Consider the following 25545-nt stretch of genomic DNA (forward strand, 5'->3'; position numbering starts at 1 on the left):
CAGCACGGATTATTGTTGTGTTGCCTAGGCATCGGCCTGCGCCGGGGAAACTTGATGGGAAAATCCTGACCCGTTTGTCAGAAAATCCTTGAAAGCAAGGCTGTTACGGCGGTTTCCACACGCAGGATGCGGTCACCCAACTGCACTGGCGCGAGCCCTGCTTTGCCCAGCAGCTCGACTTCGTAGGGGATCCAGCCGCCCTCGGGGCCAATGGCCAGTGTCACCGGGCCTTCGACGGCGCGCGGGCACGCGGGGTAGGGGCCGGGGTGGCCAACCAGGCCCAGGGTGCCGTCGGCGATGGCAGGCAGGCGGTCTTCGACGAACGGTTTGAAGCGTTTTTCGATGACCACCTCGGGCAGCACCGTGTCGCGGGCCTGTTCCAGGCCCAGTATCAGGTTGTCGCGGATGCTCTCGGGGTTGAGGAACGGCGTCTGCCAGAAGCTTTTTTCGACCTTGTAGCTGTTGACCAGGATCAACCGCTGTACGCCCAGTGTGGCGACGGTCTGGAACAGCCTGCGCAGCATTTTTGGCCGCGGCACGGCCAGCACCAGGGTCAGCGGCAGCTTGGCCGGCGGCGGCTGGTCGAAGCCGACTTCAAGCTCGGCTTCGTGCTGTGCCAGACGTACCACGGTGGCGGTGCCCATCAGGCCATTGATGCGGCCCACGCGCAGGCTGTCGCCCACCACCACGCGGTGAATCTCCTGCATATGGGTGAAGCGCCGATCGGCAAGGACGACGCGGTCGGCCGACACAAAGTCGGCCTCTTCAAGAAGCAACAGGTTCACGGCTGGGTCGCTGGTGGCTGGTCGTTGGGGTCGTTTGCCGTGTCATCTTCGGCGTGGCTGCGCTTGCGGATCAGGCTGCCACACAGCACGCCGATCTCGAACAGCAGCCACATGGGCACGGCGAGCAAGGTCTGCGAGAAGATGTCGGGCGGGGTCAGGATCATGCCGACCACGAAGCAGCCGATGATCACGTAGGGGCGGATTTTCTTCAGGTATTGCACGTCGACCACGCCGATCCACACCAGCAGCACCACCGCTACCGGGATCTCGAAGGCAACACCGAAGGCGAAGAACAACGTCATGACGAAGTCCAGATAACTGGAAATGTCGGTCATCATCGACACGCCTTCCGGCGTGGCGCTGGCGAAGAAGCCGAAGATCAGCGGGAACACCAGGAAGTAGGCGAAGGCCATGCCGGCATAGAACAGGAAGATGCTCGACACCAGCAGCGGAATGGCGATGCGCTTTTCGTGGCGATACAGGCCAGGCGCGATAAAACCCCAGATCTGCTGCAGGATGAACGGGATCGCCAGGAACAGCGAAACGATCATGGTCAGCTTGAACGGCGTCAGGAACGGCGAGGCCACGTCGGTGGCGATCATCGTGGCGTTGGCCGGCAGGTGTTCGCGCAGTGGCGCCGAGACCAGGGTGTAGATCTGCTGGGCGAAGGAGAACAGCCCGGCAAAAATCAGGAAGATGGCAGCCACGCAGCGCAGCAGGCGGGTGCGCAGTTCGGTCAGGTGCGAGACCAGCGGCATGGGCTGGTCGTCTTGCGGTTTTTCGCTCATGGGGCTCGCGGCGGTTGAGGCTGTTCGGGCTGCTCAGGCGCAGGCGCCGGCGCTACCGGTGCCGATGTTGGCGTGGCGGCGGGCTGCTCGGTGGCCACAGCGGCGGGTGGCTGCGCAGGCGGCGTCAGCGGGTTGAGGATGCGCTTGGCTTCCTGTTCCATTTGCAGGATGTGCTCGTTGTGCAACTGTCGGCGGATGTCATCGGCACCGATTTCGCGCTCGACTTCCATCTTGATCGAATTGAAGCTGCGCTTGAGCCGGCCGATCCACAGCCCTGCAGTGCGCGCGGCGCCGGGCAGGCGCTCGGGGCCGAGCACCAGCAGCGCGACGAGGCCGACGAGCAGTAACTCGCTGAAACTCATGCCGAACATGGTTCAGTCTTTCCGCTGCGGCTCTTGGACCGGTTGCGCCTGGCCCTCGATGGTGTGGCCCTGTGGCTGTTGTGCGGTGTTCTGCACCGGCGGTACCGGCTGGGCAGGCGGTGGGGTCTGCTCGGCGGGTTTGCTTTCTTCTTCGTTCATGGCTTTGCGGAAGCCCTTGATCGATTCGCCAAGGTCACTGCCGAAGTTCTTCAGCTTCTTGGTGCCGAACACCAGGACGACGACGACCAGCAGGACGATCCAGTGTTTCCAGTCAAAAATACCCATGGTGCTCTCCTAGAATGCTATTTGGTCAGGCCGAGGGCTCGCGAGCGGCCTTTTCATCGTGCCCGGACAGGCCGAAGCGGCGTTCCAGTTCATCGAGCACGGCTTGTGGGTGCTGGCCCAGTGCACTGAGCATGACCAGGCTATGAAACCACAGGTCGGCGGTTTCATAGATGACATCACTGCAATCCTTGCTGACCTCTGCGTCCTTGGCAGCAATGATGGTCTCTACGGACTCTTCGCCGAGCTTTTCGAGGATCTTGTTCAGGCCCTTGTGGTACAGGCTGGCCACGTAGGAGCTGTCGGGGGCCGCGTGCTTGCGTTCTTCGAGCACTTCGGCCAGGCGGTTGAGGGTGTCGCTCATGTCAGTGTCCTGCGTTGTAGATGGCATGCGGGTCTTTCAACACCGGATCGACGGTTTTCCACTGGCCGTCTTCGAAGACGCGGTAGAAGCAGCTTTCACGGCCGGTATGGCAGGCGATATGGCCCAGTTGCTCGACCATCAGGATGATCACGTCGGCATCACAGTCCAGGCGCATTTCGTGCAGCTTCTGCACATGCCCCGATTCCTCGCCCTTGCGCCACAGCTTGCCACGCGAGCGCGACCAGTAGATGGCGCGTTGCTCGGCGGCAGTGAGGGCCAGCGATTCGCGGTTCATCCAGGCCATCATCAGCACGCGTCCGGTCTTGTGGTCCTGGGCGATCGCCGGTACCAGGCCGTCGCTGCTCCACTTGATCTCGTCCAGCCACTCTTTCATCGTCGACTCCAAAACCGGGCCCGCTCCTGTACCGGGCCCTTTGCGCTAGTGTGCCAGCCAGCAGCGCGGCTGGCTATTGGCGCACGATCAGGTAAAGGCCTGCGGCCAGCATCAGCCAAGCCGGCCAGGCGGCCGGGGCGGCGAGGCTGGCGGCCTCGGCGGCGCCGGCGGCCAGCACCGCACCGCCACCCAGCAGGCCGGCACCGAGCAGGCGCAGTGCCCAGCGGTCGCCCTGGCGGCGCCGCTCCGGCAGTTGCGGGTCGTGCAGGTGCGGCTGGGAAAGACGTTCGAGCAGGTCGCGGGTCATGCCGGCCAGGTGCGGCAGCTGTTCGGCCTGGCTGTACAGGTTGCCGAACATGGCCTTGGGGCTGTAACGCTCGCGCATCCAGCGTTCCAGGAACGGTTTGGCGGTACTCCACAGGTCAAGGTCGGGGTACAGCTGGCGGCCCAGGCCCTCGATGTTGAGCAGGGTCTTCTGCAGCAGCACCAACTGCGGCTGGACTTCCATGTTGAAGCGCCGGGCAGTCTGGAACAGGCGCATCAGCACTTGGCCGAAGGAAATGTCCTTGAGCGGTTTTTCGAAGATCGGCTCGCACACGGTACGGATGGCCGCTTCGAATTCATTGACCTTGGTGTGCGCCGGTACCCACCCCGAGTCGATGTGCAGCTCGGCGACACGGCGGTAGTCGCGCTTGAAGAAGGCGATCAGGTTGCGTGCCAGGTAGTCCTGGTCTTCGGCGGTGAGGCTGCCGACGATGCCGCAGTCGATGGCGATGTATTGCGGGCTCCACGGCTTGACCGTGCTGACGAAGATATTGCCGGGGTGCATGTCGGCATGGAAGAAACTGTGGCGGAACACCTGGGTGAAAAACACCTCCACACCGCGCTCGGCCAGCAGTTTCATGTCGGTGCGCTGGTCGGCCAGGGTGGCCATGTCGGTCACCGGCACGCCGTAGATGCGCTCCATCACCAGCACCTTGGGGCGGCACAGGTCCCAGTAGACCTGGGGCACGTACATCAGCTCCGAGCCTTCGAAGTTGCGCCGCAGCTGGCTGGCGTTGGCCGCCTCGCGGAGCAGGTCGAGTTCGTCGTAGATGGTTTTTTCGTAGTCGCCGACGATTTCCACCGGGTGCAGGCGGCGGGCATCGGCCGAAGCCCGCTCGGCGCCTTTTGCGATCAGGAACAGCCAGGCAAGGTCCTGGGCGATCACTGGTTTGAGGCCCGGGCGTACTACCTTGACCACCACTTCCTCGCCGGTCTTCAGGCGCGCGGCATGCACCTGGGCCACCGAGGCCGAGGCCAGCGGCTCGACGTCGAAGCGGCTGAACACCTCACCCACCTTGGCGCCAAGCTGGCTTTCGATCAGCGCCACGGCCTGTTTCGGGTCGAACGGCGGTACGCGGTCCTGCAGCAGCATCAGCTCGTCGGCGATGTCGGTGGGCAGCAGGTCGCGACGGGTGGACAGCAACTGGCCGAATTTGATGAAGATCGGCCCCAGGTCCTGAAGCGCCAGGCGCAGGCGGGCTCCCCGGCTGAGTTCGGAGGGTGTGCGAGGCAACCAGCGCCACGGCATCAGCAGGCGCAGGCTGCGCAGCCACCACGGCAGCGGCAGGTCGAAGAGCAGGTCATCGAGGCGGTAGCGGATCACCACGCGCTGGATGCGAAAGAGACGACGGACGGCGAGCAGCTTCATGCGTTATCGCTGGTATCAAGGGATCGGGAGAGGCGCTGCAGGCGCGCCTCGAGGCGTTCTAAATCGACCTTCAGGGTATCGAGCTCGCTGAAGGCGGCTTCGGCTTCGCGCTTGCCTACCAGGGTGCGCGACTCTTCGGCCAGGTACTCGGACAGGTTTTGGCTGAAGCGTGCCAGGCCTTGGCGGGTCCAGCGTGCACGCAGGCGCACGTGGCCGGCGAGCAGCGAGGTGGCGACCGGGCCGAGCCAGCGTTGCAGTTCGTGTTCCCAGTCCAGCTCCAGGTCTTGCAACACACCGAACAGGTCGAGCAGCACGGCACTGTCGCCATGCAGCTCGACCTGAGGGCTATGCAGCACGGCCGTCTTGTCCTTGGCCACGGCCAGTTGCAGCAGGCTCCCGGCTGGCGCGCGCAGGCTGCAGTCGACCTCGCCTTGCCAGTGGGCGGCAAGCATCAGGCCCTCTTCATCGGGCAGGATGAACACTTGCAGGGCCGGCTGGCGACAATCGATTTCGATGACCTTGCCTTCCAGCGCGCCCAGCCGCGGCAATGCCGTGCTGTCCATGCGCAGGACGCGGTTCAGGCCATGTTCGACGCTGGCGAGCAGCCCTGCCAGCAACATCAGGGCTTGATTCCCCGGTGCACGGCGACGATGCCGCTGGTCATGTTGTGGTAGGTGACCCGGTCGAAACCGGCATCGACCATCATGGCCTTGAGGGTTTCCTGGTCGGGGTGCATGCGGATCGATTCGGCGAGGTAGCGGTAGCTCTCGGAGTCATTGGTGATCAGCTTGCCGGCCAGGGGCATGAAGGCGAACGAGTAGGCGTCGTAGGCCTTGGACATCAGCTTGTTGGTCGGCTTGGAGAACTCCAGGATCAACAGGCGCCCGCCTGGCTTGAGCACGCGCAGCATCGAACGGATGGCTTCGTCCTTGTGGGTGACGTTGCGCAGGCCGAAGGCGATGGTCACACAGTCGAAGTGGTTGTCCGGGAATGGCAGTTTCTCGGCGTCGGCCTGGACGAATTCGATGTTGCCGGCAACACCACGGTCGAGCAGGCGGTCGCGGCCGACCTTGAGCATCGAGTCGTTGATGTCGGCGAGCACCACTTGGCCGGTAGGGCCGACCAGGCGCGAGAACTTGGCTGCCAGATCACCCGTGCCGCCGGCGATGTCCAGCACCCGATTGCCGCTACGCACACCTGACAGCTCGATGGTGAAGCGCTTCCACAGGCGGTGCATGCCGCCGGAAAGCACGTCGTTCATCAGGTCGTACTTGGCAGCCACCGAGTGGAACACTTCGGCGACTTTCTTCGCCTTCTGGCTCTCGGGCACATCCTGGTAACCGAAATGGGTGGTGGGTTCGGCGTGTTCGCCTTTGCGCTGGTCGTTCATATCGCTTCACCGGAAAAAATTATCGCCATTCTAGGGCGAACGGGCGCATTTGTCTTGGCGGGGTGTACCGTGCGGCAGGGGCGGGCATAATGCCGATTATGTCTTCATATCCAGGAACACCCGCATGACCCAGATCAGCGTCGAACGCAAACACTCCCTCGGTCGCGAGGCCGCCCGTGCCAAGGCCCAAGCGCTGGTGGACAAACTGAGCCAGGAATACGACCTCAAGGCCACCTGGAACGGTGACCGTGTGGACGTCGCCCGCAGCGGCGCCAACGGCAGCGTACATATTGGCGAGGACAGCATCCGTGTCGAATTGAAGTTGGGCATGATGCTGTCGATGATGAGCGGCACCATCAAGAGTGAGATCGAGCGGGCGCTGGACAAGGCTCTGGTCTGAAAGCTGCAGCTGCTCTTAGGGTGAAGATTCTAATTTCACTCATTACCTTATGCTCAAGCCCAGCCTCCATGGGCGGTTTCTCCCTCCACTCATGAGCATGAGGTATAGAGCATGGCCAAAGTGAATGTGAAGAAAAAGGATGACGCCCAAAGCACGCTGGGCGAGGTGCGCGGCTACGCGCGCAAGATCTGGCTGGCAGGCATCGGCGCTTACGCCCGTGTTGGCCAGGAGGGTTCGGACTACTTTCAGGAGCTGGTAAAAGCCGGTGAAGGGGTCGAGAAACGTGGCAAGAAGCGCATCGACAAAGAACTCGATGCCGCCAACACCCAGATCGACGAAGCGAGCGAAGAAGTCAGCCGCGTACGTGGCAAGGTCGAAGTTCAACTCGACAAGATCGAGAAGGCTTTCGACGCGCGGGTCGGTCGCGCCTTGAATCGCCTCGGCATTCCGTCTAAACATGACGTTGAGGCGTTGTCCATCAAGCTTGAACAGCTGCATGAGCTGCTTGAGCGCGTCGCGCACAAACCATAAGGAGAGCAGGATGGCTGGCAAGAAGAATTCCGACAAAGACGGCAGCTCCTGGGTCGGCGGGGTCGAGAAGTACTCCCGCAAGATCTGGCTGGCAGGGCTGGGTATCTATTCGAAGATCGACCAGGACGGCCCGAAGCTGTTCGACTCGCTGGTGAAAGATGGCGAGAAGGCCGAGAAGCAGGCGAAGAAAACCGCCGAGGATGTCGCCGATAACGCCAAGGCCTCGACCACTTCGCGTGTGTCCGGCGTGAAAGATCGCGCACTGGGCAAGTGGAGCGAGCTCGAAGAAGCCTTCGACAAACGCCTGAACAGCGCCATTTCGCGCCTCGGTGTGCCAAGCCGGAACGAGATCAAGGCCCTGCACCAGCAGGTCGATAGCCTGACCAAGCAGATCGAGAAGCTGACCGGCGCCTCGGTCACACCGGTCTCCTCGCGCGCTGCTGCAGCCAAACCGGCAGCCAGCAAGACTGCGGCCAAACCGCTGGCCAAGGCAGCAGCGAAGCCTGCGGCGAAAACCGCGGCGGCAAAACCTGCGGCCAAGACTGCTGCGGCCAAGCCAGCAGCGAAACCTGCAGCCAAGCCGGTTGCCGCCAAGCCTGCAGCCAAACCCGCTGCGGCGAAGAAGCCCGCCGTGAAAAAAGCGCCGGCCAAACCCGCCGCCGCCAAACCGGCAGCCCCAGCGGCCAGCGCCACACCGGCCGCTACCGCAGCGCCGTCGCCAAGCGCGGCACCGGCCAGCAGCACGCCGTCGGCACCGGTGAGCGCTGAAGCCTGACACCGGGTTGCCCTCATCGCCGGCAAGCCGGCCCACAGGTACCCCGCTGGTTTCAATGCCAGCAGGGTAGGTGTGGGGCCGGCTTGCCGGCGATGGGGCCAGCTCCAGCACCTTGTAAGCTATCTACCCCTCCAGATACCGCACCGCCAAATGCTCCGCCGCCTCCCGCGCAGGCGCCTGCAGATGCGGCGCCACCAGCATCATCACCTGGTACACCACGATCCCTACATCCCCCTCGCGCCCCAGTACCCGCTGGTAATCCAGCGAAAACATGAGCGTCAGGGTGATCTGCTCCACCAGTTGCCCCAGTGCCTGCGTCTCACTGACCACCTGGCCCTGGCCCTTGAGGCTGGCCAGCAATGCCGCCAGTGTGCGCTTGAGCGCATTGATCAGGCTGCGCATGCCCCGCGCCAGCTTGGGCAGGCGACCGGTCAGGTTCGACAGGTCCTGGAACAGGAAGCGGTACTGGGCCATGCGTTCGACAATCAGGTGCAGAAACAGCCAGTAGTCCTCGGCATCCAGGCGCACTTCCAGCGGCGGGTCCAGCAGCGGCACAAGCGCTTCTTCGAAGCGCTCGAACAGGCCGATTATCAAAGGCTCTTTGCCGTGGAAGTGGTAATACAGGTTGCCAGGGCTGATCCCTAGCTCGTTGGCAATCTCAAGGGTCGAAACGTTGGGCTCGCCCTGCTGGTTGAACAGCTGCAGGGCGCATTCGAGAATACGGTCGCGGGTCTTCATCCAGTCGTTGTGCTCATCGGGTCAGGACATAGGTGCCTGGCGCGGGGCCCAGCGGTGGGTAGGTTGCGTTGCCCAGCTCCACCCGCGGCGCCTTGAGCGGGCCGGAACGTGGGGTTATCCATTCCAGCCACAGGGGCCACCAGCTGCCGTCGTTGCGCTTGGCATCGTGGAACCAGGCCCGCGGGTCGCTCGATAGCCTGGGGTTGTCCAGGTAGTAGGCCTTGGGGTTTCCGGGCGGGTTGATGATGCTCTGGATGTGCCCGCTGTTGGCCAGCACGAACCGTCGCTCGCCGCCCAACAGCAGGGCCGAACGGTACACGGCATCCCATGGGGTGATGTGGTCATTGCTGCCGGCCACGGTAAAGCTGTCGAGGTTGACCTGCTTGAGGTCGATGGGCGTGCCGCAGACTTCCAGCCCGGCGGGGTGGGTGAGCGGGTTGAGCTTGAAGAAGTCCAGCAGTTCGCCATGCAGGGCAGCGGGCAGTCGCGTGCTGTCGGCGTTCCAGTAGAGAATGTCGAAAGCAGGGGGCGTTTTGCCCAGCAGGTAATTGTTGACCCAGTAGTTCCAGATCAGGTCGTTGGGCCGCATCCAGGCGAAGATCCGCGCCACTTCGCTGCCATCCAGTACCCCGCGCTGGTAAGAGCGGCGCTTGGCCGCTTCGATGGTCTGCTCGTCGGCGAACAGGCTGGCGGGGCTGTCAAACTTGCTGTCGAGCAAGCTGACCAGGTAGGTGGCGCTGCGCACCCGGCGCAGTTGGTGCTTGGCTTGCAGGTGGCCCTGCAGCGCGGCCATGGTCAGGCCGCCGGCGCAGGCCCCCATCAGGTTGGGGTCGCGGTTGCCGCTGATACTACGGCAGGCGTTGAGTGCCTCTTCAAGCGCCTCCACGTAGCTGGACAGGCCCCATTCGCGGTGGCGCGGGTCGGGGTTGCGCCAGCTGACCATGAACACTTGCAAACCGTTCTTGAGCATGTATTGGACGAAGCTGTTGTTCGCCTGCATGTCGAAGATATAGAACTTGTTGATCTGGGGGGGCACCACCAGCACAGGCCGAGCGTGCTGTTTTTCACTCATCGGCTTGTACTGGATCAGCTCCAGCATCTCGTTGCGAAACACCACCGCGCCCGGAGTTGCTGCCAGGTTGCCGCCCACTTCGAAGGCCCGCTCATCCACTTGGCGCGGCAGCCCGTCGTTGTGGCGCAGGTCATCGAGCAGGTGTGCCACGCCGCGCACCAGGCTCTGCCCGCCGGTATTGAGCAGTTCCTTGACCGCCAACGGATTGAGCAACGAGTTGCTCGGTGCCAGGGCGTCGTTGATCTGGTTGAACAGGAAATGCGCACGGGCCCGGTCGTCGTCGTCCAGGTGGCTTTCATCTATCCACAGGCGGGTCTGCTTCTGCCAGGCCAGATAGGCCTGCAGGCCACGGCGGTAAAACGGGTTCTGGCTCCATGTAGGATCGCTGAAGCGCGCATCCCGCGGGCTTGGCGAATAGGGCGTGTCGCCGAGCATCACGCGACCCAGCTGGCCGCTTAGGGCGAGCAGGTGGCGTGCGGTATGCAACGGGTTGAGCAAACCATGGCGGCCAACATTGCGCAGCGTGGAAATCAGGTCGCGGCCGCGCAGGCCGACGATCGCGTTCTGTGCGTTCATGCTCATGGCGGGGAGCGTTGTCGTTCCTTTGGCCGGTTTGTCTTTCATGGCAGCACTCCTTCGTCAGGCCACGGTCGGGACAGAACAACAGCAAACAGCACCCTAGCCGCCGGAGGCCGGGCGGGGGTGCATGACCGCGCGCTGACGTTCTTGCTCGAGGAACTTCATGATGATCGGGGCGACGGCCTCAGCCCGGGTGATCAGGAACAGATGACCGTCGTCGATAATATGTAGCTGGGCATTGGGAATTCGCCAGGCCAGCAAGCGCATGTTGATCAGTGGGATCAGCGGATCGTCGTCGCCGGCCAGCACCAGGGTGGGCTGCTGGATCTTGTGCAGCCAGTGGATGCTGGTCCAGCCCAGCCCGGCGAACAACTGCCAGTAGTAGCCCAGCTTGCCGCCGGAGCGCACCTTGGAGGCATGGTGCATGGCAAGGTCAGGGTTGCGGCGAAAGGCGCCGCCATAGATCAGCGGAGCGATGCGGATCACATGTGAGGGCTGGATGTAACGCCGAGGGCTGGCCATGTTCCACAGTACTTTCGGCTTGCCCGGCACCATCACTGCACCGGCGGCGGTAGCGGCCAGCACCAATTTCTTGCAGCGTTCCGGATAGTCATGGGCGAACTGCTGGGCCAGGGCGCCGCCCCAGGACACCCCGATCACGTTGACCTGGCCGTAGTCCAGGTAGTCGAGCATGCGTGCGGTCAGCTTGGCCAGGCCGGGGAAGCGATAGGGGTGGCGGGGGGTGGAGGAGCCACCCACGCCTGGCACGTCGAAGGCAATGACTTCGAGGTCCGGGTCCAGCGCTTCGATGAACGGGAACACCAGCTCCAGGTTGGCGCCGATGCCATTGAAGATCAGCAGCGGCGTCAGGTGCGGCTTGCCTGGGCGCACGGCAGTGCGGATGGACTGGTCGTCCAGCTCGACGGTCCGGAATATGTAGTGTGACGACATGCGCATGACTCTGTGGTGAATGAAGCGCCGTGGCCTGCCGGTGGGCAGCCACGGCGTTACAACTCAACGTTCGTGAACGTAAGTTCCCGGTGCGGCTTCACCTGCGGCATAGGCACGGTTGCCCAGGCGGGCCGGCGCCTTTTTCAGGTCGCCGGCGCGCTCGCTCAGCCATGCCTGCCAATACAGCCACCAGGAGTCGGCATGCTTGTCTGCGTTCTCTTGCCAGGCCAATGCGTCGCCGGGGCGGTCCGCGCCAGTCAGGAAACGCGCCTTGGGGTTGCCCGGCGGGTTGAGGATGCTCTGGATGTGGCCGCTGTTGGACAGGACAAACTCGATCTTGCCGCCAAACAGGTGCGCCGAGCGGTAGCACGACTGCCACGGGGTAATATGGTCGGCGGTGCCGGCCACACTGAAGATGTCGCACTTGACCTTTTTCAGGTCGATGGCGGTCCCGCACACTTCCAGTGCATCGGCGCGGGTCAACGGGTTGTTCTTGAACATTTCGATCAGGTCGCCGTGGAAGGCCGCCGGCAGGCGCGTGGTGTCGTTGTTCCAGAACAGGATGTCGAATACGGGCGGCTCGTTGCCGAGCAGGTAGTTGTTGACCCAGTAGTTCCAGATCAGGTCGTTGGGGCGCATCCAGGCGAACACTTTGGCCATGTCGCTGCCTTCGAGCACGCCGGCCTGGTAGGAGTGGCGCTTGGCCGACTCCAGAGTCTGCTCGTCGACGAACAATGCCACCTGGGTATCCAGGGTGGTGTCCAGCACGCTGACCAGCAGGGTCAGCGCATTCACCTTCTTCTCGCCCAGCGCGGCGTAGTGGCCAACCAGTGCGGTGCAGGTGATGCCGCCGGAGCAGGCACCGAGCATGTTCAGGTCCTTGCTGCCGGTAATCGCCAGGACCGCGTCGACCGCTTCCTTGAGTGCGTCGATGTAGGTCGACAGGCCCCACTCACGCTGGGCTTTGGTCGGGTTGCGCCAACTGATGATGAAGGTCTGCTGATGCGAGCGCAGGCAGAAGCGCGCCAAGCTTTTCTCAGGGCTCAGGTCGAAGACGTAGAACTTGTTGATCTGTGGCGGCACCACCAGCAAAGGGCGGGCGTGCACCTGCTCGGTGATTGGGCTGTACTGGATCAGCTCCAGCACGTCATTGCGGTACACCACGGCGCCTTCGCTGGTACCGAGGTTCTTGCCCACTTCAAAGGCGTCCATGTTGACCTGGCTGGGCATGCCACCGTTGTTGACCACGTCCTTGGCCAGGTTGGACAGGCCGTCGAGCAGGCTCTTGCCGCCGGTTTCGAAGAAGCGTTTGACCGCCGCCGGGTTGGACAGGGTATTGGTCGGCGCCATGGCTTCGGTCATCAGGTTGATGACGAATTGCCCGCGGCTGATGTCCTGGGGCGACAGGTCGCTGTTGCCGATCCAGTCCTGCAGCTCCTTGCGCCAGGCCAGATAGGTTTGCAGGTAGCGGCGGTACAGCGGGTTCTTGCTCCAGGCCGGGTCCTGGAAGCGACGGTCGTCGCCCTCGGGGGCCAGGCTGGACTTGCCCAGCAGCACGTTTTTCAGCTCCAGGCCGAAATGTGCCACGTGTTTGGCGCTGTGCAGCGGCTGGCGCACGGCCTGGCGCAGCACGGTACGCGCAGAGCTCAGCAGGTCCTTGCGGCGGATGCCGATGACCGGGTTCAGGCCCAGGGTGTTGTCCGAGGCTTGCCGCTGCAACTCATCGTTGTTCTTGTTACTCATCTACGACGCTCCGTTGTCCTGAGACGAGTACCGGTTTGCTGTGGCGCATGCACAGTCGACAGCCCGGTACTGCTACTCGGGTGACCAGTGATAAGGAACAGCGGTGCTGCGGGCCGGATGCAATCGGCGATGAGCTGCGGGGGAATCTGCGTGTGAAGACAGCCTGCTTTCGCTCGCGACCTCTACATACCGGCCATGCCCTGACTGCCTTCAAAGCAATGCAGGGAACTTGCCAGCTCCATTGGTTACCCGACTTTCATGTAATGCGCAAGACAGCCCTTGAATGAGCTGTCTGTAGGGCATTCAAGCAGATGAGATTAGAAAATGCGCTCTAAAGCGTGGAAGGCTTGAGCTAGAGCATCAGTTTGACCACTGTTTCGGCAGGATCGCGGGATTTGCCGGCCTTGTGCAACTCATCGAGGTACTCGGCCCAGAGTTGTTCCTGACGCAGGCACAGTTGCTCCAAGTATTCCCAGGTGAACAGCCCGCTGTCATGGCCGTCGTCGAAGGTCAGTTTCAGTGCATATTGGCCAGCGGGCTCAAGGCCGCTGAGGCCGACATTGATCTTGCCGAATTGCAGGATGGGGTTGCCGTGGCCCTGGACCTCGGCGGAGGGGGAGTGCACGCGCAGGAATTCGGCGGGCAGGTGATAGGCCTCGTCGGGACCGTAGGTGAGGCTGAGTGTCCTGGAGGCTTTGTGCAGGTTGATGGCGGTTGGCATGCGGGCCATGGTCTGAATCTCTTCTGAGCGACAAGCTTCAAGCTTCAAGCTTCAAGCTTCAAGCTTCAAGCTTCAAGCTGCAAGAAGTGATATTAGAGCCACCATGGAAAGATCATGTGAGCGCAGTGCTGCAAGCGACGCCAAACAGCTTGTCGCTTGCAGCTTGCAGCTCGCCGCTTAAAGGATGTAGCGCGACAGGTCTTCGTTCTGGGCCAGCTCACCCAGATGGCCGTTCACGTACGCTGCGTCGATCTGGATCGGTGCTTCATCATGTGCACTGGCCAGGTCGCCGGCACTGAACGACACCTCTTCGAGCAGGCGCTCGAGCAGGGTGTGCAGGCGGCGGGCACCGATGTTCTCGGTCTTCTCGTTGACCTGGAAGGCGATCTCGGCCAGGCGCTTGATACCGTCTGCCTTGAACTCGATGTTCAGGCCTTCGGTCTTGAGCAGCTCGCGGTACTGCTCGGTCAGCGAAGCGTGCGGCTCTTGCAGGATGCGCTCGAAGTCTTCCGGGGTCAGCGCCTTGAGCTCCACGCGGATCGGCAGGCGGCCTTGCAGTTCAGGGACCAGGTCGCTCGGCTTGCTCAGGTGGAACGCGCCGGAGGCGATGAACAGGATGTGGTCGGTCTTGACCATGCCCAGCTTGGTGTTGACGGTGCAGCCTTCGATCAGTGGCAGCAGGTCGCGCTGCACGCCTTCACGGGACACATCAGCGCCGCCGACGTTGCCACGCTTGGCCACCTTGTCGATTTCGTCGATGAACACGATGCCGTGCTGTTCGACCGCTTCCAGGGCCTTTGCCTTCAAGTCATCATCGTTGACCAGGCGGCTCGCTTCTTCGTCGCGAACCATCTTCAGCGCTTCTTTGACCTTGAGCTTGCGCGCCTTGCGCTTGCCCTTGCCCATGTTGGCGAACAGGCTCTGCAGCTGGTTGGTCATCTCTTCCATGCCGGGCGGCGCGGCGATTTCGACGCCGACGGCGTCGGCCACCTCGATTTCGATTTCCTTGTCGTCCAGTTGGCCTTCACGCAGGCGCTTGCGGAACAGCTGGCGGGTATTGGAGTCGCTGCTGGTCTGCGCGGCTTCCTCGCTGAAGCTGGTGACCCGGGCCTGCGGCAGCAGGGCGTCGAGAATACGGTCTTCGGCGGCATCTTCGGCGCGGTGGCGCACGCGGATGATCTCTTGCTCGCGCAGCATCTTCATCGCGGCGTCGGCCAGGTCGCGGATGATCGACTCGACATCGCGGCCAACGTAGCCCACCTCGGTGAACTTGGTCGCTTCGACCTTGAGGAATGGTGCGTTGGCCAGCTTGGCCAGGCGGCGGGCAATTTCGGTCTTGCCGACGCCGGTGGGGCCGATCATCAGAATGTTTTTAGGCGTCACCTCGGCGCGCAGCTCGGCTGGCAGCTGCATCCGCCGCCAGCGGTTGCGCAGGGCGATGGCCACGGCGCGCTTGGCGTCGTCCTGGCCGATGATGTGGCGGTTGAGTTCGTGGACGATCTCGCGGGGGGTCATGGACATGATGAAAATGGTCCTCGAGCAGAATGAGTCAGCGTGGAAAAGCCCCGTCACCGGGACGGGGCGCCAGAACAGCTGATCACTCGGCCAGGTCCTGCTCCTCGATGGTCAGGTTGTGGTTGGTGAACACGCAGATGTCTCCGGCGATGTTCAGTGCGGTTTCGGCGATTTCGCGGGCCGAGAGGTCAGTCTTGTTCAGCAGGGCGCGGGCCGCGGCCTGGGCGTAGGCGCCGCCGGAGCCCATGGCGATCAGGCCGTCTTCTGGCTCGACCACGTCACCGTTGCCGGTGATGATCAGCGATGCGTCCTTGTTGGCCACGGCCAGCATGGCCTCCAGGCGGCTCAGGGAGCGGTCGGTACGCCATTCTTTGGCCAGCTCGACGGCGGCCCGCACCAAATGGCCGGAGTGTTTCTGCAGTTGGGCTTCGAAGCGCTCGAACAGGGTGAACGCGTCGGCGGTGGCGCCGGCGAAACCGGCGATGACCTCACCGTTGTACAGGCGACGTACCTTTTTGGCGTTGCCTTTCATGACGGTGTTGCCGAGAGATACCTGGCCGTCGCCGCCCATGACGACTTTGCCGTGACGGCGGACAGAAACGATGGTGGTCAAGGGGAGAGTCTCCACGCAGCGGGGCAAAATTGCCTGATGCAGACTCATATGGGGGTGGGGGGAAGGATTTCAACCGAGGGGGATGAATGGTTGCTATCAGCCTGTGCGGGGCGCGGTCGCTGTAGGAGCGGCCTTGTGTCGCGAAAGGGCCGCAAAGCGGCCCCAAGATCCCGGCACTATTCGGAAATTCCCGGGGCTGCTTCGCACCCCTTTCGCGACACAAGGCCGCTCCTACAGCGAGCGGTGTGCTTACTCAGCCCTCGTGGCAGACGTGCCCGTCGACCACGGTGTAACGCACCGCGCCGGGCAGGCAGTGGCCGATGAACGGGCAGTTGTCGCCGCGCGAGTACCACTGCTCGCCGGCAACCGTCGAGGCCTTGGCATCGAACAGCACCAGGTCCGCCGAGCCACCGACCTTCAGTTCACCCGCCGGCAGGCGCATGGCGGCCGCCGGGCCGCTGGTCAGGCGGGCGAGCAGGGTCGGCAGGTCGAGCAGGCCGTCTTCCACCAGCGTCATGGCCAATGGCAGCAGCAGTTCGACGCTGCTGATACCGGGCTCGGTGGCACCGAACGGGGCCAGCTTGGCATCGCGCTCGTGCGGCTGGTGATGGCTGGAGATCGCCTGGATCACGCCCGATCTGACCGCTTCGCGCAGGCCATCGCGGTCGGCGGCGCTACGCAGTGGCGGCTGCACGTGGTAGAGGCTTGAGAACTCCCGCAGCGACTCGTCGGTGAGGATCAGCTGGTACAACGCCACATCGGCGGTCACTGGCAGGCCGAGTTGTTGGGCCTGGGCGATCAGCCGCGCGCCACGGGCGCTGGTGATCTGGGTGAAGTGCGCACGTACGCCGGCCTGCTCGACCAGCAGCAGGTTGCGCGCCAGGGCCACGGTCTCTGCGGTTTCCGGAATGCCGGGCAGGCCGAGGAAACTGGCCATCGCGCCTTCATGGGCCAGGCCGCCCTGGGCCAGGTCGCGGTCCTGGGAGTGGAAGACCACGGTCAGGTCGAAGGTGGCAGCGTATTCCAGGGCACGGGCCAGGGTACGGTTGTTGGGGATTTCTTTCAGGCCGTTGCCGAAGGCTACGCAACCGGTGTCACGCAGGGCGACCAGTTCGGCCAGTTGCTCGCCTTCCAGGCCCTTGGTCAGGGCGCCGATGGGGTAGACCTTGCTGTTGCCGGCTTCGCGGGCGCGGTCGAGGATCAGCTCGGCCACTGCCGAGGTATCGAGCACCGGCTTGGTCTGCGGTGGGCAGCACAGGCTGGTGACGCCTCCGGCCACGGCGGCGCGGGTTTCACTGGCAATGGTGCCCTTGCGGCTGTAACCCGGCTCGCGCAGCGATACACCGAGGTCGACCAGGCCGGGTGCGGCGATCAGGCCATCTGCCTGGATTGTACGGCTGGCGCTGAAGCCAGCCGGGGCCGCGCCGATGGCGGCAATGCGGCCACCGTCCAGGTGCAGGTCGGTGACGTGGTCCAGGCCACTCTTGGGGTCGATGACCCGGGCGCCAAGAATGCTGAGGGTCACTGGGCGTTCTCCTGGTCGAGTTGACGTTGCGTGTTCTGCCCGCTCATGGCCATGGACAGCACCGCCATGCGCACGGCGATGCCGTAGGTGACCTGGTTGAGGATCACCGAATGCTTACCGTCGGCCACCGCCGACTCGATCTCCACGCCGCGGTTGATCGGCCCCGGGTGCATGACGATGGCGTCCGGCTTGGCGCCAGCAAGGCGCGCGGTGGTCAGGCCGAACAGGCGGTAGAACTCACCCTCGCTGGGCAGCAGGCCGCCGGCCATGCGTTCACGCTGCAGGCGCAGCATGATCACCACATCGACGTCCTTCAGGCCTTCTGTGAGGTCGGTGTAGACCTTCACGCCGTACTGCTCGATACCGATCGGGATCAGGGTTTTCGGGCCGATCACGCGGATGTCCGGGCAGCCCAGCGCCTTGAGCGCGAGCATGTCGGAGCGGGCCACACGCGAGTGCAGGATATCGCCGACGATCGCCACGGACAGGTTCTCGAAGCTGCCTTTGTGGCGGCGGATGGTCAGCATGTCGAGCATGCCTTGGGTCGGGTGCGCATGGCGGCCGTCACCGCCGTTGATCACCGCGACATCCGGGCATACATGCTCGGCGATGAAGTGCGCGGCACCCGAGTCGGAGTGGCGCACGACGAACATGTCGGCGGCCATGGCTTCGAGGTTGCGCAGGGTGTCGAACAGGGTTTCGCCCTTGCTGGTCGAGGAGGTCGACACATTCAGGCTGATCACGTCGGCCGACAGGCGCTGGGCGGCCAGTTCGAAGGTGGTGCGGGTGCGGGTCGAGTTCTCGAAGAACACGTTGCACACGGTCTTGCCGCGCAGCAACGGGACTTTCTTGACGGCCCGTGCGCCGACTTCGAGGAACGAGTCGGCGGTGTCGAGGATCTCGGTGAGCAGTTCGCGGGGCAAACCGTCGAGCGAGAGAAAGTGGCGCAGCTGGCCCTGATCATTGAGCTGCAGCGGGCGCTTGGCGTCGATTGGCGTCATCGCGAGTGGACTCTTAAAGGGCGGAAGCGGTGGCGAGGTCCTGGCGCTCGAGTGCGAGCGGTGCGGGGCCGGTCAATTTTACCCGTTCATGGGCCGCCAGCGACAGGGTGGCACCCAGCACGTTGGGGCGGATCGGCAGTTCGCCGGCGTCCAGGTCAAGCAGGCAGACCAGGGTCACGCTGGCCGGGCGGCCGTAATCGAACAGTTCGTTGAGCGCGGCGCGAATGGTGCGGCCGCTCATCAGCACGTCGTCGATCAGGACCAGGTGCTGGCCTTCGACCTCGAACGGCAGCTCTGACGGGCGCACTTGAGGGTGCAGGCCGTTCTGGCTGAAATCGTCGCGGTAGAACGACACGTCCAGGGTGCCCAGCGGGCTGGCATCGGCCAGTTCCTGCTGCAGGGCCTGGGCTACCCAGACGCCGCCGGTGCGGATGCCGATGTAACGCGGCTCGGTGATGCCGCGGCGGGCGAGATGGGCGCGAAGGTCGACAGCCATCTGCCGGATCAGATCGGCGGGATTGGGTAGGCTCATTGCGTGTCTCCTGGAGGGCGCCGGGTTGGGCCGACGGCAAAGCGGAAAATTAGGTATTGGCCTCCAGCCAGCCTTGCAGCAGCAGGGCCGCGGCGATGGCATCGACCGGGTTGTCACGGTAACTGCCGCGCTGGCCGCCGCGGGCCATGCGCTCGCCCTTGGCCTCGAAAGTGGTCAGGCGTTCGTCGTGGGTGTGCACCGGCAGGTTGAAACGGCCGTTGAGGCGGCGGGCGAACTTTTCGGCGCGGGCGCTCATTTCGCTTGGCGTGCCGTCCATGTTCAATGGCAGGCCGACAACGATGGCATCGGGCTTCCACTCATTGATCAGTTTTTCCACCTGGGCCCAGTCCGGCACGCCATTCTGCGCTTTGAGCGTACACAGTTCACGTGCCTGGCCGGTCACTACCTGGCCGACGGCCACACCGATCTGTTTGCTGCCGTAGTCGAAGCCCAGCAGCAGGCGCAGCTCGGCCATCAGGCGTGGCCCGCCTGGCTGGTCAGCAGGCTGAGGTTGATGCCCAGGCTGGCGGCTGCGGCCCCCAGGCGCTGTTCACTGGCCAGGCCAAAAATGATGTCCGCATCGAACGGGCAGTTCAGCCAGGCGTTATCGGCGAGTTCCGCCTCCAGTTGCCCGGCTTCCCAGCCGGCATAGCCCAGGGTGATCAGGCTCTTTTGTGGCCCTACACCCTCGGCGATGGCGAACAGCACATCCTGCGAGGTGGACAGCGACAGGCCTTGCAGCTCGACAGTGGCCTGGTAGCTGCATTCGCTGCTGTGCAGTACGAAGCCGCGGTCGGTCTGCACCGGGCCGCCCTGGTAGATCGGCACCTGCAGGGTGCTGGCCGGCGGTTCCTCGTCCGGGCGCAACTGCTCGAGAATGTCCGCCAGGTTCAGCTCCTGAGGTCGATTGACCACCAGGCCCATGGCCCCATTGGCGTTGTGCTCGACGATGTACGTGAGGGTCTGGGCAAAGTTCGGATCGGCCATGTGCGGCATGGCGATCAGGAACTGATGCTTGAGGTAGCTCGGGGCGAGGTTTTTCATGGGGGATAGTGTGGCGCCAGGTGGCGAGGCTGACAAGGCATTCGAGCTTGCAGCTTGCAGCTCAGTTACTGGAAAGCCGATCCCCACGGGCAAACCGCCAGGTACGGATGATTTCCAGCCGGTCGTATTCCGCCAGGTCTCCGGTAAACGGCGCAAACGGCGCCGCCAGCCGCACGATGCGTTGGGCTGCCTGGTCCAGCACCGGCTGCCCGGACGACTCGAGCACCAGCACCTCATAGAGCGAGCCATCACGGTTGATCGACACCATCATCCGCAGGTTGCCGTAAATCTGCTGGCGGCGTGCTTCGTCGGGGTAATTGAGGTTGCCCACCCGCTCGACCTTCTTGCGCCACTCCTCCTTGTACCAGGCGCCCTTGTCGCGCATGGTCGAGGCAGCGTTCAGGCGGTGGATGCGCGGGCGCTTGGCGTACATCTGCTGTTCGTTGGACAGCTCGGCCTCGAGGCTGGCGATCTGGCTCGACAACTGCGAACTGTCGAAATCTGGCGTTGCTGCCGGTTTGGGCTGCGGCTTGCTTTCCTTCGGCTTGGGCTCGACCTTCTGCGCCTTGGGGGCTTGGGTGGCCACGGCGGATTTTTGCGGCGCAGGCGGCGGTTTCACTTCAGGTTTTGCCGCCGGCGGCGGGGTGACCTTGTTGATCTTGCTGTCCTGGAACGGCGCGACCTCGGTAGTGGTGGGTACCGCCTTCTTCTCCAGGGTGCCGCTGCCTTGCTGGTTGGCCTGGGCCTGGAAATCGGCCTTCTCGGGCAGCTTCTCGCTTTTGAAGGTGGCCAGGGTGATGTCCATGGTCTGGCGGATTTCAGCCGGCTTGACCACGGTAAAGCCCACGCCGAGGATCAGCGCCAGGTGCACCAGGGCAGCCAGGAACAGGGTAAAACCAAGCCGGTCCACCGGGCGAACGCGGGGTGGAAGCAGGTCGGCGGGGATGTCGGCGGGCAGCGTCATCAGGTATCCACAGTCAGCTACAAGCTACAAGCCGCAAGCTGCAAGTAAGGGCAGGTTGGTGCAGGCCGGCTTTTTTGCGGCTTGCAGCTTGCAGCTTGCGGCTGCGCATCATACCCCACTCTGCGCTTTTGCTCCGCGTCGGCGGTCAGCGCGCCTTCAACTGGCGATCAATGGCATCCATCAGCTTGCCACCGATATCGGTGTTGTAGGCCGCGTCGATCTCGCGGATGCAGGTCGGGCTGGTGACGTTGATCTCGGTGAGGTAGTCGCCGATCACGTCAAGGCCGACGAACAGCAGGCCTTTTGCACGCAGGGTCGGGCCGACCTGGGCAGCAATCCAGCGGTCACGCTCGCTCAGCGGGCGTGCTTCGCCACGCCCGCCTGCGGCCAGGTTGCCGCGTGTCTCACCGCTGGCCGGGATGCGCGCCAGGCAGTAGTCGACCGGTTCGCCGTCGATCATCAGGATCCGCTTGTCGCCGTCCTTGATGGCCGGCAGGTAGGCCTGGGCCATGATTTGCTGGGCGCCGAGTGCGGTCAGGGTTTCGAGAATGACCGACAGGTTGGGGTCACCAGCCCGGTGGCGGAAGATCGAGGTGCCGCCCATGCCGTCCAGGGGCTTGAGGATCACGTCGCCATGCTGGGCGGCGAAGGCGCGAATGATGTCCGGGCGGCGGCTCACCAGGGTAGGCGGCGTGCATTGCGGGAACAGGGTGGCGAACAGTTTTTCGTTACAGTCGCGCAGGCTCTGTGGGCGGTTGACCACCAGCACGCCTTCGGCTTCGGCCTGCTCCAGCAGGTAGGTGCTGTAGACGAACTCCATGTCGAACGGCGGGTCCTTGCGCATCAGGATCACGTCCAGTTCGGCCAGCGGGCTGTCCTGCTCTTCGCCCAGCTCGAACCAGCGCGCCGGGTCGGCGAACACATTGAGTGGGCGCATCCGCGCGCGGGCCTTGCCTTCGGCCTGGTACAGGTCGCGCTGTTCCATGTAGAACAGGCTCCAGCCACGGGCCTGGGCGGCCAGCAGCATGGCCAGCGAGCTGTCCTTCTTGTAGGAGATGGACGCGATGGGGTCCATGACAATGCCGAGGCGAACGCTCATGGGGGTGGTTCCTCTTGGCGGCGGGTAGCCGCGACGAATCGAAAGAAAAGTGGCTCAGGGTGGCGCCGCGAACGCCGCGGGTCAAGGGGCACGGTAGATGGAATGGCCACCCGGAGTGTGCTAAAAATGAGCTGCAAGCCTTAAGCTACAAGCCTCAAGAAAAGCCAGCCATGTGCCAGTCCGCCTTTTCTTGCAGTTTGACGCTTGCATCTTGCAGCTCAATTTTTTCTGGTAGGCATCTATGGAACAACCCCTGAAGGTGATGGTGATCGACGATTCACGCACGATCCGCCGCACTGCGCAGATGTTGCTCGGTGAAGCAGGCTGCGAGGTGATCACCGCCAGCGACGGTTTCGATGCCCTGGCCAAGATCGTTGACCACCAGCCACAGATCATCTTCGTCGACGTGCTCATGCCGCGCCTGGATGGCTACCAGACCTGCGCCGTGATCAAGCACAACAGCGCCTTCAAGGACATCCCGGTCATCCTGCTGTCGTCGCGCGACGGCCTGTTCGACAAGGCGCGCGGGCGGGTGGTCGGCTCCGATCAGTTCCTGACCAAACCATTCAGCAAGGAAGAACTGCTCGACGCGATCAGGGCCCACGTGCCCGGGTTCGCCGCGCACGAACAACACGCACCCTGACCACGCCCGAGGTGGCGTGGCTTTTATTTTCCTGATGGGGAAACAGCATGGCCCGAGTTCTGATTGTCGACGATTCGCCGACAGAGATGTACAGATTGACCGAGTGGCTCGAAAAGCATGGCCACCAAGTGCTCAAGGCCAACAACGGCGCTGACGCTGTGGCCCTGGCCCGCCAGGAAAAGCCCGACGCGGTGCTGATGGACATCGTCATGCCCGGCATGAACGGCTTCCAGGCCACCCGGCAATTGAGCAAGGACCCGGAAACCAGCGCAATTCCTGTGCTCATCGTTACCACCAAGGACCAGGAAACCGACCGTATCTGGGCGCAGCGCCAGGGTGCGCGCGGCTTCGTCACCAAGCCGGTGGAAGAGCACGCCCTGATCGCAAAGCTCAACGAAGTGCTGGGCGCTTGACCACCCGCCCCCAAGGCGCGTCGCTGACCGCCTTCGAGTTGTTGCTGGACATCGACCGGCGATGCCGACTGCTGGTTGCCGACCAGCCGCCGCAGGACACGCGCCTGCAGCAATGGAGCGGTATCGGCTTTCGCGTTGCCGGGCAGTGGTTCGTCGCGCCGATGGGCGAGGTGGCCGAAGTGTCGCGCGAGCCACGCAGCAGTCGGGTGCCGGGCGTACAGCCTTGGGTTTGCGGGGTAGCCAACCTGCGCGGCAGGTTGTTGCCGGTGATGGACCTGAGCAGCTTTTTCGGCCTCGGTCCCGCGGCAACGGGCAAGCAGCGGCGCGTGCTGGTGCTGGACCATGAGGACCTGTTCGTCGGCCTGCTGGTGGACGAAGTGCTCGGCCTGCAGCATTTTGCCCTGGATACCCTGGAACTTGCGCCGCCACAGCCGCTGATTCGCGCCGCTGCACGGTTCGTTCAGGGGCATTTCCCGCGTGAGCGCAACTGGGCCATCTTCAGCCCCTTCGCCCTGGCCCAGGCGCCGGGCTTTCTCGACGTGGCGCTATAGGACATTCGAACGTGAACAAGCCGGCCACCAATGTCGCCCCTACCAGCATGACCCCGCGCACGCGCAGCATCGCTCAGATCACTGTGCTGTTCGTGGTGCTGATCCTTTCGATCATCCTGCTGTTCGCCAATTTTGCGTACCTCAACACCCAGTCCAATCACGACAAACAGTACATCGGCCATGCCGGCGAGCTGCGCGTGCTGTCGCAGCGCATCGCCAAGAATGCCACCGAGGCTGCAACCGGCAAGGCGTTGGCTTTCAAGCTGCTTTCGGATGCGCGCAACGATTTCGAGCAGCGCTGGAGCTACCTGCGCGAAGGTGACAAGTCCACTGGCCTGCCAGCGGCGCCCGCCGCCGTGAAGGATGAAATGGAAGCGGTGCGCCAGGACTGGGAAAACCTGCGCAAGGACACCGATATCATCCTGGCCAGCGAGCAGACCGTGCTATCGCTGCATCAGGTGGCGGCGACCTTGGCCGAAACCGTACCGCAGCTACAGGTCGAGTACGAGAAGGTTGTGGAGGTCTTGCTGCAGAGTGGGGCTCCGGCCAGCCAGGTGGTGGTGGCCCAGCGCCAGTTGCTGCTCGCAGAACGCATTCTGGGGTCGGTCAACACGGTGCTGGCTGGCGACGACGCAGCCGCCCAGGCCGCCGATGCCTTCGGCCGCGATGCCAGCCGGTTTGGTCAGGTGCTCGAAGGCATGCTGGCGGGCAACCCGGCGATTCAGGTGACACGCGTCGAGGATGCCGACGCACGTGCGCGCCTGGCCGAAATCGCCGAACTGTTCCAGTTCGTCGCCGGTTCAGTCGATGAAATCCTCGAAACCTCGCCCGAGCTGTTCCGCGTTCGCGAAGCGGCCGGGAACATTTTCAGCCTCTCGCAAACATTGCTCGACGAAGCCTCGCACCTTGCCAACGGCTTCGAGAACCTGGCAGCCGGGCGTACCCTCGATACTGTGGGCGGGTATGTTCTGGGGCTGCTGGCGCTGGCCTCGATCATCCTGATCGGCCTGGTGATGGTGCGGGCAACCCATCGTCAACTGCAGGAAACCGCCGAGAAAAATGAGCGCAATCAGCAGGCGATCATGCGCCTGCTCGATGAGATCGAGGAGCTCGCCGACGGTGACCTGACCGTGACCGTGTCGGTGACCGAGGACTTCACCGGTGCCATCGCCGACTCGATCAACTATTCCGTCGACCAATTGCGCGACCTGGTGGCCACCATCAACCACAGCGCCGAGCAAGTGGCTGCCGCAGTGCAGGACACGCAAAACACTGCCCGCCAGCTGGCCAAAGCTTCAGAGCACCAGGCCGAACAGATCAGCGAGGCTTCCGAGGCGGTGGGTGACATGGTCGAATCGATCGACCGGGTTTCCGCGCATGCCTACGAATCGGCCAAGGTGGCCGAGCGTTCGGTGGCGATCGCCAACAAGGGCAACGAGGTGGTGCATAACACCATCAACGGCATGGACAACATCCGTGAGCAGATTCAGGACACCGCCAAGCGGATCAAGCGTCTGGGTGAATCTTCCCAGGAAATCGGCGACATTGTCAGCCTTATCGACGACATTGCTGATCAGACCAACATTCTCGCATTGAATGCCGCCATCCAGGCCTCGCTGGCGGGAGAGGCCGGCCGAGGGTTTGCCGTGGTGGCCGATGAAGTCCAGCGCCTGGCTGAGCGTTCGTCCTCGGCGACACGGCAGATCGAGGCACTGGTGCGCACCATTCAGGCCGATACCAACGAGGCAGTGATATCCATGGAACAGACCACCGCTGAGGTGGTGCGCGGTGCACGCCTGGCGCAGGACGCCGGGGTGGCGCTGGCCGAAATCGAAGGGGTGTCGCAGAACCTCGCCGAACTTATCCACAGCATCTCCGACGCCGCCCAGTTGCAGACCTCTTCGGCAGGGCAGATCTCCCACACCATGTCGGTGATCCAGCAGATTACCGCGCAGACCTCCGCTGGCTCCGGTGCCACCGCCGACAGTATCCGCCACCTGGCGCGAATGGCCAGCGAGATGCGCCGCTCCGTGTCCGGTTTCACCCTGCCTGCACCTGCCGAGCGGCACTGAGGAGT

At 63.6% G+C, this 25545-nt stretch carries 30 protein-coding genes; 7 read left to right on the forward strand and 23 right to left on the reverse strand.

What is annotated here, in order from left to right:
• Nucleotides 1-77 precede the first annotated feature (77 nt).
• The 9 genes from JOE27_RS18640 to ubiE all read right to left on the reverse strand — a co-directional run bounded on the left by JOE27_RS18640 (nucleotide 78) and on the right by ubiE (nucleotide 6058).
• On the reverse strand, nucleotides 78-785 hold the full coding sequence (locus tag JOE27_RS18640; protein WP_115273408.1) for a 16S rRNA (uracil(1498)-N(3))-methyltransferase: 708 nt from the start codon (nucleotides 783-785) through the stop codon (nucleotides 78-80).
• Nucleotides 782-1573, reverse strand: coding sequence for a twin-arginine translocase subunit TatC (gene tatC / locus JOE27_RS18645; RefSeq protein WP_012312389.1), 792 nt, complete (start codon nucleotides 1571-1573; stop codon nucleotides 782-784). The genes JOE27_RS18640 and tatC overlap by 4 nt, the downstream gene beginning before the upstream one ends.
• A complete protein-coding gene (gene tatB, locus JOE27_RS18650) occupies nucleotides 1570-1944 on the reverse strand; it encodes a Sec-independent protein translocase protein TatB (protein WP_115273409.1) in 375 nt (124 codons plus the stop codon). Before tatB ends, tatC begins: the two co-directional genes overlap by 4 nt.
• A gap of 3 nt (nucleotides 1945-1947) precedes the next feature.
• The gene (locus tag JOE27_RS18655; protein ID WP_012312391.1) at nucleotides 1948-2220 is read right to left on the reverse strand and encodes a twin-arginine translocase TatA/TatE family subunit; all 273 of its coding nucleotides are present in this window, start codon (nucleotides 2218-2220) and stop codon (nucleotides 1948-1950) included.
• Nucleotides 2221-2245: 25 nt separating this feature from the next.
• Complete coding sequence (locus tag JOE27_RS18660) at nucleotides 2246-2581, reverse strand: phosphoribosyl-ATP diphosphatase (RefSeq protein WP_046785010.1); 336 nt, start codon at nucleotides 2579-2581, stop codon at nucleotides 2246-2248.
• 1 nt (nucleotide 2582) lies between these two features.
• Nucleotides 2583-2975 carry a phosphoribosyl-AMP cyclohydrolase gene (hisI, locus tag JOE27_RS18665; RefSeq protein WP_115273411.1) on the reverse strand — a complete coding sequence of 131 codons (393 nt, stop codon included), beginning with the start codon at nucleotides 2973-2975 and terminating at the stop codon, nucleotides 2583-2585.
• A 73-nt stretch (nucleotides 2976-3048) separates the two neighbouring features.
• Nucleotides 3049-4668 carry a ubiquinone biosynthesis regulatory protein kinase UbiB gene (gene ubiB / locus JOE27_RS18670; RefSeq protein ID WP_115273412.1) on the reverse strand — a complete coding sequence of 540 codons (1620 nt, stop codon included), beginning with the start codon at nucleotides 4666-4668 and terminating at the stop codon, nucleotides 3049-3051.
• Nucleotides 4665-5288 (reverse strand): SCP2 sterol-binding domain-containing protein, encoded by a 624-nt coding sequence (locus tag JOE27_RS18675; RefSeq protein ID WP_046785013.1) that lies wholly within the window; start codon nucleotides 5286-5288, stop codon nucleotides 4665-4667. The genes ubiB and JOE27_RS18675 overlap by 4 nt, the downstream gene beginning before the upstream one ends.
• The gene (gene ubiE / locus JOE27_RS18680; protein ID WP_012312396.1) at nucleotides 5288-6058 is read right to left on the reverse strand and encodes a bifunctional demethylmenaquinone methyltransferase/2-methoxy-6-polyprenyl-1,4-benzoquinol methylase UbiE; all 771 of its coding nucleotides are present in this window, start codon (nucleotides 6056-6058) and stop codon (nucleotides 5288-5290) included. Before ubiE ends, JOE27_RS18675 begins: the two co-directional genes overlap by 1 nt.
• Before the next feature lie 124 nt (nucleotides 6059-6182).
• Between ubiE and JOE27_RS18685 the strand changes: the two genes are divergently transcribed.
• The 3 genes from JOE27_RS18685 to JOE27_RS18695 all read left to right on the forward strand — a co-directional run bounded on the left by JOE27_RS18685 (nucleotide 6183) and on the right by JOE27_RS18695 (nucleotide 7764).
• The gene (locus JOE27_RS18685; RefSeq protein ID WP_046785014.1) at nucleotides 6183-6458 is read left to right on the forward strand and encodes a polyhydroxyalkanoic acid system family protein; all 276 of its coding nucleotides are present in this window, start codon (nucleotides 6183-6185) and stop codon (nucleotides 6456-6458) included.
• Nucleotides 6459-6569: 111 nt separating this feature from the next.
• Entirely contained in the window at nucleotides 6570-6989 is a 420-nt protein-coding gene (locus JOE27_RS18690) for a phasin family protein (protein WP_046785015.1), read from the forward strand.
• Nucleotides 6990-6999: 10 nt separating this feature from the next.
• Nucleotides 7000-7764, forward strand: coding sequence for a phasin family protein (locus JOE27_RS18695; RefSeq protein WP_119688152.1), 765 nt, complete (start codon nucleotides 7000-7002; stop codon nucleotides 7762-7764).
• Nucleotides 7765-7887: 123 nt separating this feature from the next.
• On the opposite strand, the gene JOE27_RS18700 is transcribed toward JOE27_RS18695, so the two are convergent.
• The 14 genes from JOE27_RS18700 to gshB all read right to left on the reverse strand — a co-directional run bounded on the left by JOE27_RS18700 (nucleotide 7888) and on the right by gshB (nucleotide 21861).
• Nucleotides 7888-8502, reverse strand: coding sequence for a TetR/AcrR family transcriptional regulator (locus JOE27_RS18700; RefSeq protein ID WP_196997369.1), 615 nt, complete (start codon nucleotides 8500-8502; stop codon nucleotides 7888-7890).
• A 13-nt stretch (nucleotides 8503-8515) separates the two neighbouring features.
• Entirely contained in the window at nucleotides 8516-10198 is a 1683-nt protein-coding gene (gene phaC / locus JOE27_RS18705) for a class II poly(R)-hydroxyalkanoic acid synthase (protein ID WP_012312401.1), read from the reverse strand.
• 54 nt (nucleotides 10199-10252) lie between these two features.
• A complete protein-coding gene (gene phaZ, locus JOE27_RS18710) occupies nucleotides 10253-11104 on the reverse strand; it encodes a poly(3-hydroxyalkanoate) depolymerase (RefSeq protein ID WP_046785019.1) in 852 nt (283 codons plus the stop codon).
• Between the two features lie 63 nt (nucleotides 11105-11167).
• Nucleotides 11168-12847: a class II poly(R)-hydroxyalkanoic acid synthase gene (phaC, locus tag JOE27_RS18715; protein WP_046785020.1), complete on the reverse strand. Its 1680-nt coding sequence runs from the start codon at nucleotides 12845-12847 to the stop codon at nucleotides 11168-11170.
• A 352-nt stretch (nucleotides 12848-13199) separates the two neighbouring features.
• Nucleotides 13200-13577, reverse strand: coding sequence for a DUF971 domain-containing protein (locus tag JOE27_RS18720; RefSeq protein WP_046785021.1), 378 nt, complete (start codon nucleotides 13575-13577; stop codon nucleotides 13200-13202).
• A gap of 168 nt (nucleotides 13578-13745) precedes the next feature.
• Nucleotides 13746-15089 (reverse strand): ATP-dependent protease ATPase subunit HslU, encoded by a 1344-nt coding sequence (hslU, locus tag JOE27_RS18725; protein ID WP_046785022.1) that lies wholly within the window; start codon nucleotides 15087-15089, stop codon nucleotides 13746-13748.
• Between the two features lie 76 nt (nucleotides 15090-15165).
• Nucleotides 15166-15696 (reverse strand): ATP-dependent protease subunit HslV, encoded by a 531-nt coding sequence (gene hslV, locus JOE27_RS18730; protein WP_012312406.1) that lies wholly within the window; start codon nucleotides 15694-15696, stop codon nucleotides 15166-15168.
• Nucleotides 15697-15949: 253 nt separating this feature from the next.
• Entirely contained in the window at nucleotides 15950-17221 is a 1272-nt protein-coding gene (locus tag JOE27_RS18735; RefSeq protein WP_046785023.1) for a dihydroorotase, read from the reverse strand.
• Nucleotides 17218-18222: an aspartate carbamoyltransferase catalytic subunit gene (locus tag JOE27_RS18740; RefSeq protein ID WP_012312408.1), complete on the reverse strand. Its 1005-nt coding sequence runs from the start codon at nucleotides 18220-18222 to the stop codon at nucleotides 17218-17220. The genes JOE27_RS18735 and JOE27_RS18740 overlap by 4 nt, the downstream gene beginning before the upstream one ends.
• Nucleotides 18223-18235: 13 nt before the next feature.
• On the reverse strand, nucleotides 18236-18754 hold the full coding sequence (gene pyrR / locus JOE27_RS18745) for a bifunctional pyr operon transcriptional regulator/uracil phosphoribosyltransferase PyrR (protein ID WP_046785024.1): 519 nt from the start codon (nucleotides 18752-18754) through the stop codon (nucleotides 18236-18238).
• A gap of 49 nt (nucleotides 18755-18803) precedes the next feature.
• Nucleotides 18804-19229, reverse strand: a complete 426-nt coding sequence (gene ruvX, locus JOE27_RS18750; RefSeq protein ID WP_012312410.1) for a Holliday junction resolvase RuvX — start codon at nucleotides 19227-19229, stop codon at nucleotides 18804-18806.
• Nucleotides 19229-19798 (reverse strand): YqgE/AlgH family protein, encoded by a 570-nt coding sequence (locus JOE27_RS18755; protein ID WP_046785025.1) that lies wholly within the window; start codon nucleotides 19796-19798, stop codon nucleotides 19229-19231. The genes ruvX and JOE27_RS18755 overlap by 1 nt, the downstream gene beginning before the upstream one ends.
• Nucleotides 19799-19859: 61 nt before the next feature.
• Nucleotides 19860-20762, reverse strand: coding sequence for an energy transducer TonB (locus JOE27_RS18760; RefSeq protein WP_204919440.1), 903 nt, complete (start codon nucleotides 20760-20762; stop codon nucleotides 19860-19862).
• A gap of 145 nt (nucleotides 20763-20907) precedes the next feature.
• Nucleotides 20908-21861: a glutathione synthase gene (gene gshB / locus JOE27_RS18765; RefSeq protein WP_039602037.1), complete on the reverse strand. Its 954-nt coding sequence runs from the start codon at nucleotides 21859-21861 to the stop codon at nucleotides 20908-20910.
• A 241-nt stretch (nucleotides 21862-22102) separates the two neighbouring features.
• Here gshB and JOE27_RS18770 point away from each other — a divergent pair, with 241 nt between their 5' ends.
• Genes JOE27_RS18770 through JOE27_RS18785 form a run of 4 tightly spaced genes read left to right on the forward strand, consistent with a single transcriptional unit; the run spans nucleotide 22103 to nucleotide 25540 of the window.
• Nucleotides 22103-22504 (forward strand): response regulator, encoded by a 402-nt coding sequence (locus JOE27_RS18770; RefSeq protein ID WP_039602038.1) that lies wholly within the window; start codon nucleotides 22103-22105, stop codon nucleotides 22502-22504.
• Between the two features lie 47 nt (nucleotides 22505-22551).
• A complete protein-coding gene (gene pilH / locus JOE27_RS18775) occupies nucleotides 22552-22917 on the forward strand; it encodes a twitching motility response regulator PilH (protein ID WP_012312415.1) in 366 nt (121 codons plus the stop codon).
• Nucleotides 22914-23468 carry a chemotaxis protein CheW gene (locus tag JOE27_RS18780; protein WP_046785027.1) on the forward strand — a complete coding sequence of 185 codons (555 nt, stop codon included), beginning with the start codon at nucleotides 22914-22916 and terminating at the stop codon, nucleotides 23466-23468. Before pilH ends, JOE27_RS18780 begins: the two co-directional genes overlap by 4 nt.
• Before the next feature lie 47 nt (nucleotides 23469-23515).
• Complete coding sequence (locus JOE27_RS18785) at nucleotides 23516-25540, forward strand: methyl-accepting chemotaxis protein (RefSeq protein ID WP_239539541.1); 2025 nt, start codon at nucleotides 23516-23518, stop codon at nucleotides 25538-25540.
• Nucleotides 25541-25545: the final 5 nt, after the last annotated feature.

The organism is Pseudomonas sp. M5 (assembly GCF_016907075.1).
GTDB classification, from domain to species: Bacteria; Pseudomonadota; Gammaproteobacteria; order Pseudomonadales; family Pseudomonadaceae; genus Aquipseudomonas; species Aquipseudomonas putida_E.